At 52.7% G+C, this 15,239-nt stretch carries 17 protein-coding genes; 13 read left to right on the top strand and 4 right to left on the bottom strand.

All coding sequences use genetic code 11. The features are described 5' to 3' along the window. Position 1 precedes the first annotated feature (1 nt). On the top strand, positions 2-286 hold the full coding sequence (gene cas2e / locus B9P82_RS08030) for a type I-E CRISPR-associated endoribonuclease Cas2e (protein WP_049268526.1): 285 nt from the start codon (positions 2-4) through the stop codon (positions 284-286). A gap of 217 nt (positions 287-503) precedes the next feature. Here the strand turns inward: cas2e and B9P82_RS08025 are convergent, their stop codons facing one another. Then, positions 504-1,550 carry an aminopeptidase gene (locus B9P82_RS08025; RefSeq protein ID WP_101700165.1) on the bottom strand — a complete coding sequence of 349 codons (1,047 nt, stop codon included), beginning with the start codon at positions 1,548-1,550 and terminating at the stop codon, positions 504-506. A 254-nt stretch (positions 1,551-1,804) separates the two neighbouring features. Here B9P82_RS08025 and cysD point away from each other — a divergent pair, with 254 nt between their 5' ends. From cysD to B9P82_RS07975, 10 genes are all read left to right on the top strand, one after another. After that, positions 1,805-2,713 carry a sulfate adenylyltransferase subunit CysD gene (gene cysD, locus B9P82_RS08020; protein WP_003034152.1) on the top strand — a complete coding sequence of 303 codons (909 nt, stop codon included), beginning with the start codon at positions 1,805-1,807 and terminating at the stop codon, positions 2,711-2,713. Between the two features lie 9 nt (positions 2,714-2,722). Next, positions 2,723-4,150 (top strand): sulfate adenylyltransferase subunit CysN, encoded by a 1,428-nt coding sequence (gene cysN, locus B9P82_RS08015; protein WP_101700164.1) that lies wholly within the window; start codon positions 2,723-2,725, stop codon positions 4,148-4,150. Further along, positions 4,150-4,755: an adenylyl-sulfate kinase gene (cysC, locus tag B9P82_RS08010; protein ID WP_019077557.1), complete on the top strand. Its 606-nt coding sequence runs from the start codon at positions 4,150-4,152 to the stop codon at positions 4,753-4,755. Before cysN ends, cysC begins: the two co-directional genes overlap by 1 nt. A gap of 47 nt (positions 4,756-4,802) precedes the next feature. Next, complete coding sequence (locus B9P82_RS08005; RefSeq protein ID WP_101700163.1) at positions 4,803-5,126, top strand: DUF3561 family protein; 324 nt, start codon at positions 4,803-4,805, stop codon at positions 5,124-5,126. Between the two features lie 215 nt (positions 5,127-5,341). Further along, entirely contained in the window at positions 5,342-5,653 is a 312-nt protein-coding gene (gene ftsB / locus B9P82_RS08000) for a cell division protein FtsB (protein ID WP_003034163.1), read from the top strand. An 18-nt stretch (positions 5,654-5,671) separates the two neighbouring features. Next, positions 5,672-6,382, top strand: a complete 711-nt coding sequence (ispD, locus tag B9P82_RS07995) for a 2-C-methyl-D-erythritol 4-phosphate cytidylyltransferase (RefSeq protein WP_016154210.1) — start codon at positions 5,672-5,674, stop codon at positions 6,380-6,382. Next, positions 6,382-6,861, top strand: coding sequence for a 2-C-methyl-D-erythritol 2,4-cyclodiphosphate synthase (gene ispF / locus B9P82_RS07990; RefSeq protein WP_016154209.1), 480 nt, complete (start codon positions 6,382-6,384; stop codon positions 6,859-6,861). The genes ispD and ispF overlap by 1 nt, the downstream gene beginning before the upstream one ends. Then, positions 6,858-7,907, top strand: a complete 1,050-nt coding sequence (gene truD / locus B9P82_RS07985; protein WP_101700162.1) for a tRNA pseudouridine(13) synthase TruD — start codon at positions 6,858-6,860, stop codon at positions 7,905-7,907. The genes ispF and truD overlap by 4 nt, the downstream gene beginning before the upstream one ends. Continuing rightward, complete coding sequence (surE, locus tag B9P82_RS07980; protein WP_016157332.1) at positions 7,888-8,649, top strand: 5'/3'-nucleotidase SurE; 762 nt, start codon at positions 7,888-7,890, stop codon at positions 8,647-8,649. Before truD ends, surE begins: the two co-directional genes overlap by 20 nt. Further along, entirely contained in the window at positions 8,643-9,269 is a 627-nt protein-coding gene (locus tag B9P82_RS07975) for a protein-L-isoaspartate(D-aspartate) O-methyltransferase (RefSeq protein ID WP_003034172.1), read from the top strand. Before surE ends, B9P82_RS07975 begins: the two co-directional genes overlap by 7 nt. Positions 9,270-9,301: 32 nt before the next feature. On the opposite strand, the gene B9P82_RS28860 is transcribed toward B9P82_RS07975, so the two are convergent. Further along, complete coding sequence (locus B9P82_RS28860; RefSeq protein WP_223870215.1) at positions 9,302-9,529, bottom strand: hypothetical protein; 228 nt, start codon at positions 9,527-9,529, stop codon at positions 9,302-9,304. On the opposite strand from B9P82_RS28860, the gene nlpD reads away from it, so the two are divergent. Together nlpD and rpoS are read left to right on the top strand one after the other, a co-directional pair. Beyond that, positions 9,432-10,514, top strand: a complete 1,083-nt coding sequence (gene nlpD / locus B9P82_RS07970; protein ID WP_230330220.1) for a murein hydrolase activator NlpD — start codon at positions 9,432-9,434, stop codon at positions 10,512-10,514. The genes B9P82_RS28860 and nlpD overlap by 98 nt on opposite strands. A gap of 62 nt (positions 10,515-10,576) precedes the next feature. After that, positions 10,577-11,569 (top strand): RNA polymerase sigma factor RpoS, encoded by a 993-nt coding sequence (gene rpoS, locus B9P82_RS07965; RefSeq protein ID WP_000081498.1) that lies wholly within the window; start codon positions 10,577-10,579, stop codon positions 11,567-11,569. Positions 11,570-11,648: 79 nt separating this feature from the next. On the opposite strand, the gene mutS is transcribed toward rpoS, so the two are convergent. Both mutS and B9P82_RS07950 read right to left on the bottom strand, forming a co-directional pair. Beyond that, complete coding sequence (mutS, locus tag B9P82_RS07960) at positions 11,649-14,210, bottom strand: DNA mismatch repair protein MutS (RefSeq protein WP_101700161.1); 2,562 nt, start codon at positions 14,208-14,210, stop codon at positions 11,649-11,651. Positions 14,211-14,619: 409 nt separating this feature from the next. Beyond that, positions 14,620-15,225 carry a hypothetical protein gene (locus tag B9P82_RS07950; protein WP_047414282.1) on the bottom strand — a complete coding sequence of 202 codons (606 nt, stop codon included), beginning with the start codon at positions 15,223-15,225 and terminating at the stop codon, positions 14,620-14,622. Positions 15,226-15,239: the final 14 nt, after the last annotated feature.

Here is a 15,239-nt window from a genome sequence, read left to right as displayed (position 1 = left end):
CATGAGTATGCTTGTTGTTGTCACCGAAAATATTCCTGCTCGTTTGCGCGGTCGTCTGGCTGTCTGGTTATTAGAAGTTCGCGCAGGTGTTTACGTTGGCGATACCTCACGTAAGGTGCGAGAAATGATCTGGCATCAGGTCACTACCCTGGCAGACGAAGGGAATGTTGTTATGGCTTGGGCGGTGAATAATGAGTCTGGTTTTGATTTTCAAACATGGGGTGAAAACAGGCGCATGGCGGTGGAACTCGATGGATTAAGGTTAGTGTCATTCCATCCTTCGTAAAATCAATGGGTTATAGTTCTTGAATAATGTGGAAAATTTGGTGGAATTTTTCTACGGCTATAATCCCTTTTAGATCAGTGATATAGTTTTAGAGTGTTCCCCGCGCCAGCGGGGATAAACCGCTAATCCTGCGTTGCGGTGCTCACGTAGAATGGTGTTCCCCGCGCCAGCGGGGATAATCCACTTTGAAAGCAGAAATATTATGGGGCTGGATGGGTTACGAGGATTTTCCCGCCTTTGCCAGTTCTTTCACCAGTGGGAGCATAATGCGTACCACGTCGCGGCTACGGTGCTCTATCCTGCCCGGTAAGGCTTTATCGATATGCTGCTGGTTATCCAGTCGCACATCGTGCCAGCTGTTGCCTGCCGGGAACGAGGCGCTTTTGGCGCGCTGTTGATAGCCATCTTTCTTGCCCAGACTCCAGTTGGTTGCTTCAACGGAGAGCACGGCAATGCCCGTATCGTCGAAGACCTCTGCATCGTTACAACATCCAGTACCTTTCGGATAGTTTTTGTTCAGTCCCGGATTGGTGCTGGCTACGATACCGCGGCTGTGCGCGATGGCCAGCGCCCGGTCACGCGTCAATTTTCGCACCGCTTCCGGGGTTTTCTTACCGCTATTGAAATAGAGCTTATCGCCGACGATCAGGTTATCGAGGTTGATAACCAGCAGCGTATTTTTCTTCTCGGCGGCGCTCATTCGCTTCAGGATGTTCTCCGCGCCCAGTTTGCCTTCTTCCTCGCCGCTGGTGGCGATAAATCGAATGCCGTACTGCGTCGGCACGTCTTTGAGTTTTTCCGCCAGTTCCAGCATCACGCCAAGCCCTGCGGCGTTGTCATCAATACCTTGCAGGGTCAATCCACCCAGATTGGCATCGGAATCAGCGTCGCTCTGTGCGGCGTAGGTGTCGAGGTGCGCCATGATAATAATCTGTTGTGGCGCTTTACCCTCGTGTGCGGCAATAACGGTACTCCCCGTGACGTTATGCCAGTTTTTACGGTTATTTTTGGCGGTATAAACATAACGGCTATTAAACGTTCGAATATCACTGCTGTAGCCCATCTGCTGAAATTGCTGACGAATATAATCAGCAGACAACATTTCTGCCGGAGAGCCCGTTACTCGGCCTGGGAAAAACGTTGCGATATATCGAGCCTGGGTATTTGCGATATCTCCAGGTTTGGAAGATGTTGCCTGTGCGGGAAGGATAAAGCACGCGCCGAGCGCCAGGATTGCAAGAAGGGGGCGCGTTGCGGAAAACATAATGAGTCCTTAAATACCAAGCAGAAATTTTTAGCCGCTAGTATGAAACCGTGATCGAGGTAAAACAATTTCATTTGCTCCTAAATGCCCTAAATTCGGTAGCTTAAGCACTTTTTGATATTTGCTTTTCCGGATCGTTATTCCTTTGAGGAACTACTCATTCCAATTCGTAATTTCATTCGCCCTCTTGCCCTCCCTATAGTCAGGTTATCTGAGCATCGTTAGCAAAATAACGGCATTACATAGGAACGGTTATGGATCAAAAACGACTTACCCACCTGCGGCAACTGGAAGCGGAAAGCATCCATATTATTCGTGAGGTGGCCGCCGAGTTTTCGAATCCGGTGATGATGTATTCCATCGGAAAAGATTCCAGCGTAATGCTGCATCTGGCGCGCAAAGCGTTTTATCCTGGCACGTTGCCGTTCCCTCTGCTGCACGTTGATACCGGCTGGAAATTTAGCGAGATGTACGAGTTTCGTGACCGCACGGCGAAAGCCTACGGTTGTGAACTGCTGGTGCATAAAAACCCGGAAGGGGTGGCGATGGGCATCAACCCGTTTGTTCACGGTAGCGCCAAGCATACCGATATTATGAAAACCGAAGGGTTGAAGCAGGCGTTGAACAAATACGGTTTCGACGCCGCGTTCGGTGGCGCTCGTCGTGACGAAGAGAAATCGCGTGCCAAGGAGCGCATTTATTCTTTCCGCGATCGTTTTCATCGCTGGGACCCTAAAAATCAGCGTCCGGAACTGTGGCATAACTACAACGGACAGATTAACAAAGGCGAAAGCATTCGCGTATTCCCGCTCTCCAACTGGACTGAACAGGATATCTGGCAGTACATCTGGCTGGAAAATATCGATATCGTGCCGCTGTACCTGGCGGCGGAGCGTCCGGTGCTGGAACGCGACGGCATGCTGATGATGATTGATGACGACAGAATCGATCTGCAACCGGGTGAAGTGATTAAAAAACGCATGGTGCGTTTCCGTACGCTCGGCTGCTGGCCGTTAACAGGCGCGGTGGAGTCGAATGCGCAGACGCTGCCTGAAATCATCGAAGAGATGCTGGTCTCAACCACCAGTGAACGTCAGGGCCGCGTGATTGACCGCGACCAGGCGGGCTCCATGGAGCTGAAGAAACGTCAGGGGTATTTCTAAGGAGCCGCCATGAACACGACACTTGCACAACAAATTGCTAATGAAGGCGGCGTTGAAGCCTGGATGGTCGCCCAGCAATACAAAAGCCTGCTGCGTTTTTTAACCTGCGGTAGCGTGGATGACGGGAAAAGCACCCTGATTGGTCGCCTGCTGCACGACACGCGTCAGATTTATGAAGACCAGCTTTCATCGCTGCACAACGACAGTAAACGTCACGGTACTCAGGGCGAAAAGCTCGATCTGGCGTTATTGGTTGACGGCTTGCAAGCCGAGCGCGAGCAGGGCATCACCATCGACGTGGCTTACCGTTATTTCTCTACCGAGAAGCGGAAATTTATTATTGCGGATACTCCCGGCCATGAGCAGTACACCCGCAACATGGCGACCGGTGCGTCGACTTGCGACCTGGCGATCCTGCTGATCGATGCGCGTAAAGGCGTGCTGGATCAGACCCGTCGTCACAGCTTTATCTCCACGCTACTTGGGATCAAACACCTGGTGGTGGCGATCAACAAAATGGATCTGGTGAACTTTAGCGAAGAGACATTTAACCGCATTCGCGAAGACTATCTTACTTTTGCTGAACAGTTGCCGGGCAACCTGGATATCCGGTTTGTGCCGCTCTCTGCGCTGGAAGGCGACAACGTGGCTTCACAAAGCGCCAGCATGTCGTGGTACAGCGGTCCGACGCTACTGGAAGTACTGGAAACCGTTGAGATCCAACGCATAGTTGATACTCAGCCGATGCGCTTCCCGGTGCAGTATGTGAACCGACCGAATCTGGATTTTCGTGGTTATGCCGGGACGCTGGCCTCCGGTAGTGTGAAGGTAGGGCAACGCGTCAAAGTACTGCCATCCGGCGTTGAGTCGAGCGTGGCGCGAATCGTAACCTTTGATGGCGATTTACAGGAAGCGCATGCGGGTGAAGCGATCACCCTGGTATTGAAAGATGAGATCGATATCAGCCGGGGTGACCTGCTGCTTGATGCCGGTGAAGCGTTACCTGCGGTACAAAGCGCTGCAGTTGATGTGGTGTGGATGGCGGAACAACCGTTGTCGCCTGGACAGAGCTACGACATCAAAGTCGCCGGTAAGAAGACCCGCGCACGCGTTGATAACGTGCAGTACCAGATTGATATTAATAACCTGACCCAACGTGATGTTGAAGCGTTGCCGCTAAACGGCATCGGTCTGGTTAATCTGACTTTTGATGAGCCGCTGGTGCTGGATACCTATCAGCAGAATCCGGTTACGGGCGGGCTGATTATCATTGACCGCCTGACCAACGTTACCGTTGGCGCGGGGCTGGTACGTGAGCCAATCGTCCAGGAGCACACCGCGGCTTCTCAGTTCAGCGCGTTTGAGCTGGAGCTTAATGCGTTAGTGCGTCGCCATTTCCCGCACTGGGGCGCGCGCGATCTGCTGGGAGGAAAATAATGGCGCTGCATGACGAAAACGTCGTCTGGCATGCCCATCCTGTTACACCGCAACAGCGGGAACAACGCCACGGTCATCGTGGTGTTGTGCTGTGGTTTACCGGGCTGTCTGGTTCCGGTAAATCAACGGTAGCAGGGGCGCTGGAAGAGGCGTTGCACAAGCTGGGAGTGAGTACCTATTTGTTGGATGGCGATAACGTGCGCCACGGCCTGTGCAGCGATCTTGGGTTTAGCGATGCCGATCGTAAGGAGAATATTCGTCGGGTTGGCGAGGTGGCTAACCTGATGGTGGACGCGGGCCTTGTGGTGTTGACCGCCTTTATCTCTCCGCATCGCGCCGAACGCAAAATGGTCCGTGAACGCGTTGGCGAAGGGCGTTTTATTGAGGTTTTTGTCGACACGCCGCTGGCAACGTGCGAATTACGCGATCCAAAAGGGCTGTATAAAAAAGCGCGGGCGGGTGAGTTGCGCAATTTCACCGGAATTGATTCGGTATACGAAGCGCCTGAATCGCCAGAGATTCACCTTGATGGTGAACAATTGGTAACAAATTTGGTACCCCAATTATTAGACCTGCTGAGGCAGGAAGATATTATCAGATCCTGAGACACCCGAGCTTGTATGCCCGGTCAGTCACGGTCACAGGATTAGATATGCGTAACAGCCATAACATTACTATTACAGAGTCAGATACCTTCGCCGCCGACGATGAAACCACCTGGTCACTACCGGGTGCTCTGGTCGGTTTTATCGCGTGGCTGTTGGCGCTGGGGATTCCGTTTCTGATTTATGGCCCTAACACACTCTTTTTCTTCATTTATACCTGGCCCTTTTTCCTCGCATTGCTGCCCGTGGCGATTGTCGCGGGTATTGCGCTGCACTCCCTATTGAAGGGGCTGTTGCTGCTGAGCATTACCTGCACCCTACTGGTGGTTGGGGCGATGTTTGGCGCGCTATTTCTGTGGTTGTTGGGTTAGGCAAACGCCTTTTTTTAACAATCGCTGATGTTGTTCACTCTCTGGTCATAATTCAAACCGTAACCAACAATGAGATTATGTTCTCCTTACACGGGGTATACGTAACAACGGGCAAATGTGGTACATTTGCCCGCGTTGTCGCGGCATTCCCGACCGTTGATGTAAAGTTGTCTGCGGAAGTTATGGGATGTTAATGCCGTTTTTCAGGGGGCAGGATGGGTAAACTAACGCTGCTGTTGCTGGCTTTATTGGTCTGGCTGCAGTATTCGCTGTGGTTCGGTAAGAACGGCATACATGACTATAGTCGCGTCAACGATGATGTTGCTGCGCAGCAAGCTACGAACGCGAAACTTAAAGCACGTAACGATCAGCTCTTTGCCGAAATTGACGATCTCAATGGCGGACAAGAGGCTATTGAGGAGCGCGCGCGCAACGAACTCAGTATGACTAAGCCGGGCGAAACTTTTTATCGTCTGGTGCCTGACGCGTCTAAACGCGCTCAGACTGCAGGGCAAAATAATCGATAAACCGTCCAGGGATTTAACATGGCAGCCACTTTATTGGACGTTTGCGCCGTGGTGCCGGCTGCCGGGTTTGGCCGCCGAATGCAAACAGAGTGTCCTAAGCAGTACCTCTCTATTGGCAATAAAACCATTCTTGAACACTCGGTTGATGCGCTGCTGGCTCATCCCCGGGTGACGCGAGTCGTTATCGCTATCAGCCCAGGCGACAGCCGCTTTGCCCAACTTCCACTCGCCGCGCATCCGCAAATTACCGTAGTGGATGGCGGCAACGAGCGTGCCGATTCTGTCCTTGCAGGTTTGCAAGCCGCAGGTGAGGCCAGTTGGGTACTGGTGCATGACGCCGCGCGTCCGTGTCTGCACCAGGATGATTTAGCCCGTTTGCTGGCAATCAGTGAGACCAGCCGCACCGGCGGGATCCTGGCGGCACCAGTACGTGACACGATGAAGCGCGCGGAGCCGGGCCGAACAGACATTGCCCATACGGTCGATCGCACCGATTTATGGCACGCGTTGACACCGCAGTTTTTCCCTCGCGAGCTGTTACACGACTGCCTGACCCGTGCGCTCCACGAAGGCGCAACCATTACGGATGAGGCCTCGGCGCTGGAATATTGCGGCTTACACCCTCAGCTCGTTGAAGGACGGGCTGATAATATTAAAGTAACGCGTCCAGAGGATTTGGCGCTGGCCGAATTTTATCTGACCCGGACTACCCACCAGGAGAAGACATAATGCGAATTGGACACGGTTTCGACGTACACGCTTTTGGCGGAGAAGGCCCAATTATCATTGGTGGTGTGCGCATCCCGTATGAAAAAGGATTGCTGGCGCATTCTGATGGCGATGTGGCGTTACACGCGCTAACTGATGCTCTGCTGGGCGCGGCTGCGCTGGGGGATATCGGTAAACTCTTCCCTGACACCGACCCGACCTTTAAAGGTGCCGATAGTCGTGAATTATTGCGAGAAGCCTGGCGGCGTATTCAGGCCAAAGGCTATACGCTTGGTAATGTGGATGTGACAATTATTGCTCAGGCGCCGAAGATGCTGCCGCACATTCCGCAAATGCGCGTGTTTATTGCCGAAGATCTCGGCTGCCATATGGATGATGTTAACGTGAAAGCGACCACCACGGAAAAACTCGGTTTTACCGGGCGTGGGGAAGGGATTGCCTGTGAAGCGGTGGCGTTACTCATTAAGGCACCGAAATGACTGTGTTTGACGATCTGACGTATCTCCATGGCAAACCACTGGGCCATGGCGTCCTGAAAGCGAATCCGGAAGACTTTGTTGTCGTCGAAGATTTAGGCTTCGAACCGGATGGCGAAGGCGAGCATGTTTTGGTGCGCATCCTGAAAAACGGTTGTAACACCCGTTTTGTGGCTGACGCGCTGGCGAAATTCCTGAAAATTCACGCCCGTGAAGTGAGCTTTGCCGGGCAGAAAGATAAGCATGCGGTCACGGAACAGTGGCTGTGCGCGCGTGTACCGGGCAATGCAATGCCTGATCTAAGCAAATTTGAGCTCGAAGGCTGTAAAGTTCTGGAGTACGCGCGCCACAAGCGTAAGCTGCGTTTAGGGGCGCTGAAAGGCAACGAATTTACGCTGGTGTTGCGTGAAGTGAGCGAGCGAAATGACGTTGAAGCGCGTTTGCAGGCGATTAGCGAACGCGGCGTACCGAACTATTTTGGCGCTCAGCGTTTTGGTATCGGCGGTAGCAACCTGCAAGGGGCGCTGCGCTGGGCACAAAGCGATGCGCCGGTGCGCGATCGCAATAAACGCAGTTTTTGGTTGTCGGCGGCCCGTAGCGCGTTGTTTAATCAGATAGTCAGTGAACGCTTGAAAAAAACAGACTTTAATCAAGTTGTTGACGGCGATGCGCTACAATTATCCGGACGCGGAAGCTGGTTTGTCGCCACACAGGAAGAACACACTGAATTACAGCGTCGCGTCGATGAGAAAGAATTGATGATCACAGCGGCATTACCGGGCAGCGGTGAGTGGGGAACTCAGCGCGACGCACTGGTGTTTGAAAAAGCCGCTGTTGCTGATGAAACCGCGCTGCAGTCTCTGTTATTGCGCGAGAAAGTCGACGCGTCGCGTCGCGCTATGTTGCTGTATCCACAACAATTAAGCTGGAACTGGTGGGATGACGTAACCGTCGAGTTACGCTTTTGGCTACCGGCAGGTAGCTTCGCCACCAGTGTTGTAAGGGAACTTATTAACACAATGGGTGATTATGCGTATATTGCTGAGTAACGATGATGGGGTCCACGCACCCGGTATACAAACGCTGGCGAAAGCGCTGCGTGAGTTTGCTGACGTACAGGTGGTTGCCCCGGATCGTAACCGCAGTGGCGCGTCTAACTCGCTGACGCTGGAATCCTCACTTCGCACCTTTACCTATGATAACGGCGATATCGCCGTACAAATGGGTACGCCCACCGACTGCGTCTATCTGGGCGTGAACGCATTAATGCGTCCGCGTCCGGACATTGTCGTTTCTGGTATTAATGCGGGTCCTAATCTGGGTGATGATGTTATCTATTCCGGTACCGTTGCGGCGGCAATGGAAGGTCGTCATCTGGGGTTCCCGGCGCTGGCTGTTTCACTCGATGGCCATAAACACTACGAGACTGCTGCCGCAGTAACCTGTCGTATCTTACGGGCGCTGAGTCGTGAACCGCTGCGCACCGGTCGCATTTTGAATATCAACGTGCCGGATTTACCACTGGATCAGATTAAAGGTATTCGCGTCACGCGCTGCGGCAGTCGCCATCCGGCGGATCAGGTTATTCCACAGCAGGACCCACGCGGTAATACGCTGTACTGGATCGGGCCACCGGGTGAAAAGTGCGACGCCGGGCCGGATACGGATTTTGCCGCCGTCGATGAAGGCTATGTTTCTATCACGCCGCTGCATGTCGATTTAACCGCATACGGCGCGCATGAAGTGGTTTCTGACTGGTTAGACAGCGTGGGAGTCGACACGCAATGGTAAGCAGACGCGTACACACTCTTCTTGAACAATTACGTGCGCAGGGCATCAGAGATGAGCTTGTCCTCGATGCGCTCGCCGCCGTGCCGCGTGAAAAATTCATTGATGAGGCGTTTGAACATAAGGCCTGGGACAATATTGCCCTGCCGATTGGTCAGGGGCAGACAATTTCGCAGCCTTATATGGTTGCGCGAATGACCGAACTGCTTGAGCTAACGCCGCAGTCTCGGGTGCTGGAAATTGGTACTGGCTCTGGCTACCAGACGGCGATTCTGGCGCACCTGGTGCATCATGTGTGCTCCGTTGAGCGCATTAAAGGTTTGCAATGGCAGGCGCGTCGCCGCCTGAAGCAGCTTGATTTACATAATGTTTCGACCCGTCATGGTGATGGATGGCAAGGCTGGCAGGCGCGAGCTCCGTTTGACGCTATCATTGTAACGGCAGCGCCGCCCGAGATCCCGACCGCATTGATGATGCAACTGGATGAGGGCGGCATTCTCGTCTTACCCGTGGGCGATGAGCACCAGTTTCTGAAGCGGGTGCGTCGTCGGGGAGGCGAATTTATTATCGATACCGTGGAGGCCGTACGTTTCGTTCCCTTAGTGAAAGGGGAGCTTGCGTAGATAGCGCTGCTGAATACCTGGAGTTTTCCTGGTTATTCTCGAAAGAGTAAGCGTATTGTGACGGGGCCTTGCACGGTGATTACGTCACTGGTTTTAACCAATTTTCCTGGGGGATAAATGAGCGCGGGAAGCCACAAATTTACCGTTCGCCGCATTGCGGCATTGTCACTGGTTTCACTATGGCTGGCAGGTTGTTCAAACACCTCGAATCCACCAGCGCCGGTCAGCTCGGTTAACGGTAGTGCATCAACGAACACCAGTTCTGGCATGCTGATTACGCCTCCACCCAAAATGGGCTCGACGTCGACCGTACAGCAGACGCCACAGATCCAGTCGGTGCAGCAACCAACCACACAGCCAACGCAAATCCAGCCTGTTGCTCAACAGCCTGTGCAGATGGAAAACGGTCGTATTGTATACAATCGTAAGTATGGGAATATTCCGAAAGGTAGCTACACGGGCGGCAGTACCTATACTGTTAAGAAAGGCGATACCCTTTTCTATATTGCCTGGATCACCGGGAACGATTTCCGTGACCTCGCACAACGCAATAACGTTCCGGCCCCGTATGGCCTGAATGTCGGTCAAACTCTGCAAGTGGGCAACGCGTCTGGTGCACCGATTACCGGTGGCAATGCCATCACCCAGGCGGATGCAGCACAGCAAGGAGTTGTGACCAACCCTGCACAAAATTCCACCGTTGCTGTTGCTTCGAAACCAACAATTACGTATTCTGAGGATTCAGGTGAACAAAGTGCTAACAAAATGTTGCCGAACAACAAGCCTGCTGGGACTGTGGTCACAGCGCCTGTAACGGCTCCAGCAGTTAGCACAACCGAATCAACTGCAAGCTCAACGTCGACTAGCTCGCCAATCTCTACATGGCGCTGGCCGACTGACGGCAAAGTGATCGAAAACTTTGCAGCTACCGAAGGTGGCAATAAAGGGATCGACATTGCAGGCAGCAAAGGACAGGCTATTGTCGCGACCGCAGATGGACGCGTCGTCTATGCCGGTAATGCGCTGCGTGGTTACGGTAATCTTATTATCATCAAACATAACGATGATTACCTGAGCGCCTACGCCCATAACGATACAATGCTGGTCCGGGAACAACAAGAAATCAAGGCGGGGCAGAAAATAGCTACCATGGGTAGCACCGGAACCAGTTCAACACGCTTGCATTTTGAAATTCGTTACAAGGGGAAATCCGTAAACCCGCTGCGCTATTTACCGCAGCGATAATTAGGCGGAACCAGGCTTTCACGTGCTAGTTCCGTTAGGGATCACGGGTAGGAGCCACCTTTATGAGTCAGAATACGCTGAAAGTTCATGATTTAAATGAAGATGCGGAATTTGATGAGAACGGAGTAGAGGCTTTTGATGAAAAAGCCTTGAGTGAAGAGGAACCCAGTGATAACGACCTGGCTGAAGAAGAGCTGTTATCGCAGGGGGCCACACAGCGTGTGTTGGACGCGACTCAGCTTTACCTTGGTGAGATTGGTTATTCACCACTGTTAACAGCCGAAGAAGAAGTTTATTTTGCGCGTCGCGCACTGCGTGGAGATGTCGCATCTCGCCGTCGCATGATTGAAAGTAACCTGCGTCTGGTGGTGAAAATTGCTCGTCGTTATGGCAATCGTGGTCTGGCATTGCTGGACCTGATTGAAGAGGGCAATTTAGGGCTTATCCGTGCCGTCGAGAAGTTTGACCCGGAACGTGGGTTCCGCTTCTCAACATACGCAACCTGGTGGATCCGCCAGACGATCGAACGGGCGATTATGAACCAAACCCGTACGATCCGACTGCCGATTCACATTGTAAAAGAGCTGAACGTCTATCTGCGTACCGCGCGTGAGTTGTCGCATAAACTGGACCACGAACCGAGTGCAGAAGAGATTGCTGAACAACTGGATAAACCGGTTGATGACGTCAGCCGTATGCTCCGACTCAACGAGCGCATTACCTCGGTAGACACCCCGCTGGGTGGCGATTCCGAAAAAGCGTTGCTGGATATTCTGGCCGATGAAAAGGAAAACGGTCCGGAAGACACCACGCAAGACGATGATATGAAACAGAGCATCGTCAAATGGCTGTTCGAACTGAACGCCAAGCAGCGTGAAGTGCTGGCACGTCGTTTTGGTCTGCTGGGGTACGAAGCTGCGACACTGGAAGATGTGGGCCGTGAAATTGGTCTCACTCGTGAACGTGTTCGCCAGATTCAGGTTGAAGGTCTGCGTCGTCTGCGTGAAATTCTGCAGACTCAGGGACTGAATATCGAAGCGCTTTTCCGCGAGTAAGCACAAGTTCTATCAAGAAAGGCCAGTCTCATTGGGACTGGCCTTTTTCTTTAGGGCTACCGCTATCGGGCTCTTTTTGCTACACCAGACTTTTCAACCGGTAGATCCACTCCAGCGCCTGGCGAGGCGTTAGTGAATCCGGGTCGAGATTTTCCAGCGCATCAACGGCGGGTGACGTTTCTTCCGGTACTGACAGCAGCGACATCTGCGTGCCGTCGACCTGGGTTGCGGCAACATTTGGCGCGATGCTTTCCAGTTCGCGCAGTTTTTGCCGCGCACGCTTGATCACCTCTTTCGGTACGCCAGCCAGGGCAGCGACTGCCAGACCATAGCTCTTGCTCGCCGCGCCATCCTGCACGCTGTGCATGAAGGCGATGGTATCGCCGTGCTCTAACGCATCCAGATGCACATTAGCGACGCCCTCCATCTTCTCCGGTAACTGCGTCAGTTCGAAGTAGTGGGTCGCAAATAAAGTTAATGCTTTGATTTTATTTGCCAGATTTTCTGCGCATGCCCATGCCAGCGACAGGCCGTCGTAGGTGGAGGTGCCGCGTCCAATCTCATCCATCAGCACCAGACTGTTCTCGGTGGCGTTATGCAGAATGTTGGCGGTTTCGGTCATTTCTACCATGAAGGTGGAACGACCCGATGCCAGATCATCCGCCGCGCCCACGCGGGTAAAGATACGATCGATAGGCCCGATCTCGACTTTCTGTGCCGGAACGTAGCTACCGATATAGGCCAGTAGCGCAATCAACGCAGTCTGGCGCATATAGGTACTTTTACCCCCCATGTTTGGGCCGGTGATGATCAGCATCCGTCGCTGAGGCGAGAGGTTAAGCGGGTTGGCGATAAACGGCTCGGTCAGCACCTGTTCAACCACCGGATGACGTCCCTCGGTAATACGAATGCCGGGTTTATCGGTGAAGATCGGACAGGTGTAATTTAGGGTATAAGCACGCTCCGCGAGGTTGACCAGCACGTCCAACTCCGCCAGCGCGCTGGCGCTCTGTTGCAAATCAGCCAGGTGTGGCAGCAGCATGTCGAACAGTTCGTCATACAGCTGTTTTTCCAGCGCCAGCGCTTTGCCTTTTGAGGTCAGAACTTTGTCTTCGTACTCTTTCAGTTCCGGAATAATGTAGCGTTCGGCGTTTTTCAATGTCTGGCGGCGTACGTAGTTAATTGGCGCCAGATGACTTTGCCCACGGCTGATCTGAATGTAGTAGCCGTGCACGGCGTTAAATCCTACTTTCAGCGTGTCCAGACCGGTGCGTTCGCGTTCGCGGATTTCCAGTCTGTCGAGGTAGTCCGTGGCGCCATCAGCCAGCTCTCGCCATTCATCAAGCTCTTCATTGTAGCCTGGGGCAATGACGCCGCCGTCACGTACGAGCACTGGCGGAGCTTCCACGACGGCACGCTCCAACAGTTCACGCAGCTCAGTAAACTCACCCATTTTCTCGCGCAACATCTGCACGGGGGCGCTGTCTACGTTTTCCAGTTGCGCGCGCAGTTCGGGTAATTGCTGGAAGGCATGACGCATACGGGCCAGATCGCGCGGGCGCGCAGTACGCAGGGCCAGACGCGCCAGAATACGTTCCAGATCGCCTACCTGACGCAGCACGGGTTGTAATTCGCTGGTAGTATCCTGCAGTGCGCCGATAGTCTGTTGGCGCTCGGTGAGGATTTTTGTGTCGCGGACCGGCATATGCAGCCAGCGCTTGAGCATACGGCTACCCATCGGTGTCACGGTGCAGTCGAGTACTGAAGCCAGCGTGTTTTCCACCCCGCCCGCCAGGTTCTGGGTGATTTCCAGATTGCGGCGTGTGGCGGCGTCCATAATGATGCTGTCCTGCTGACGCTCCATAGTGATGGAACGAATATGCGGCAGCGAGGTGCGCTGGGTATCTTTTACGTATTGCAGCAGACAGCCGGCAGCGCATAACCCGCGTGGGGCGTTTTCCACGCCAAAGCCAATCAGATCCCGCGTGCCGAACTGCAGATTCAACTGCTGACGGGCGGTATCAATTTCAAATTCCCACAGCGGACGACGACGCAGGCCGCGACGTCCCTCTATCAGCGAGGTTTCGGCAAAATCCTCGGCATACAGCAATTCAGCGGGGTTGGTGCGCTGCAATTCCGCGGCCATGGTTTCGCGGTCAGCGGGTTCACTGACACGAAAACGCCCGGAGCTGATATCCAGCGTAGCGTAGCCGTACCCTTTACTGTCTTGCCAGATGGCGGCCAGCAGGTTGTCCTGGCGTTCCTGCAACAACGCTTCATCACTGATGGTGCCTGGTGTGACAATACGTACCACTTTGCGCTCAACCGGGCCTTTGCTGGTTGCCGGATCGCCGATCTGTTCACAAATAGCAACGGACTCACCCTGATTGACCAGCTTGGCGAGGTAGTTTTCTACCGCATGATGAGGAATGCCTGCCATCGGGATTGGCTCGCCTGCAGATGCGCCGCGTTTGGTCAGGGATATATCAAGCAGCTGAGACGCGCGTTTCGCATCGTCATAAAACAGTTCGTAAAAGTCGCCCATGCGGTAAAACAGCAGTATTTCCGGGTGCTGAGCTTTCAGCTTGAGATACTGCTGCATCATGGGGGTGTGGGAGTCTAAGTTTTCTATTGTACTCATTGGTTTATGATGTCCATTTTCTTAATTTTTAATGAGTTAGTGATTTTTTGGTTATCATTAAGTTTCACGTTGTCTCATCGAATATCATGAAATCCTACATTTAAAGGTGGGTTAAAGTGTGCCTTGCCAACCTATACCTGGGTAAAATATGGGCATATACAGAGTAACCTACCTTGATGTTCATGATTGCATAAGGTGCATGATAACGGAGTCTTTATGGCAGGAAAACAAGAGGGAAAGCTACTTTCGTTTAAAGCGGTAGAAATGATGAAGCCTGGCGACAAAGATAAGTCCATAAATGACTCTGAGGTGTCTGTTAAATCTGTGGTGATTCAACCTGTACGACAACCGGGGCGATACCTCAGTCCGGAGGCCATTAGACAGGCCTCGTCGTGAGGATCGAATCTGCTTACAGATGTGGGGTCGATCCATTATTCTGGAATACACCGGTATCAGGACGATGTTTCATGCAATTTATCTGCTGGAGTTCCTCAATAGTATATTCGCGGTACAAGAAATACTGGATTTGGGTACCGTATCTGAGGTTCATTTTCTGAGCCAAGGCTGATACCCGCTGATACACTGCTTTCGTTGAGCAGTGCAGAAGTTGGGATGTGGCAGTAATATTTATTTGTCGGCGTAACGCACAGGCTACGGAAATCTCGGTATGGGTAAGGTTACGTAGCTCCCGCAAAGAATCAATTATGGTGAGTATATGATAGACAGTATATCTTCGGCCTTCATTAATATACCGGATAAACTCCGTTACAGAGGCGGTTCTGGAGATACCCTCCAGTGATGAAAGCACCTTTGATAACATTCCACGGCCTTTTACAAAAATGATAGAATAGCCGTCGGTCAGTTCATTGCAAACACGATGTTTAATATCATGCAAGCTGAAGAAAGATTCAATATCAATAATACATAAGTTCTCTTCGCGCAGGCTATCTATTGGCATCAGCCCTCCCGCAGACCGGGTAAAAAAAATATCATCAGAGAATACGACAAACGACATTGGGAAAAACCTTA

The sequence above is a fragment of the Citrobacter sp. L55 genome (assembly GCF_002850715.1).
Taxonomy (GTDB): domain Bacteria; phylum Pseudomonadota; class Gammaproteobacteria; order Enterobacterales; family Enterobacteriaceae; genus Citrobacter; species Citrobacter braakii.
Note: the sequence above shows the minus strand (reverse complement) of the source record. Positions and strands in the feature narration are given on the sequence as shown.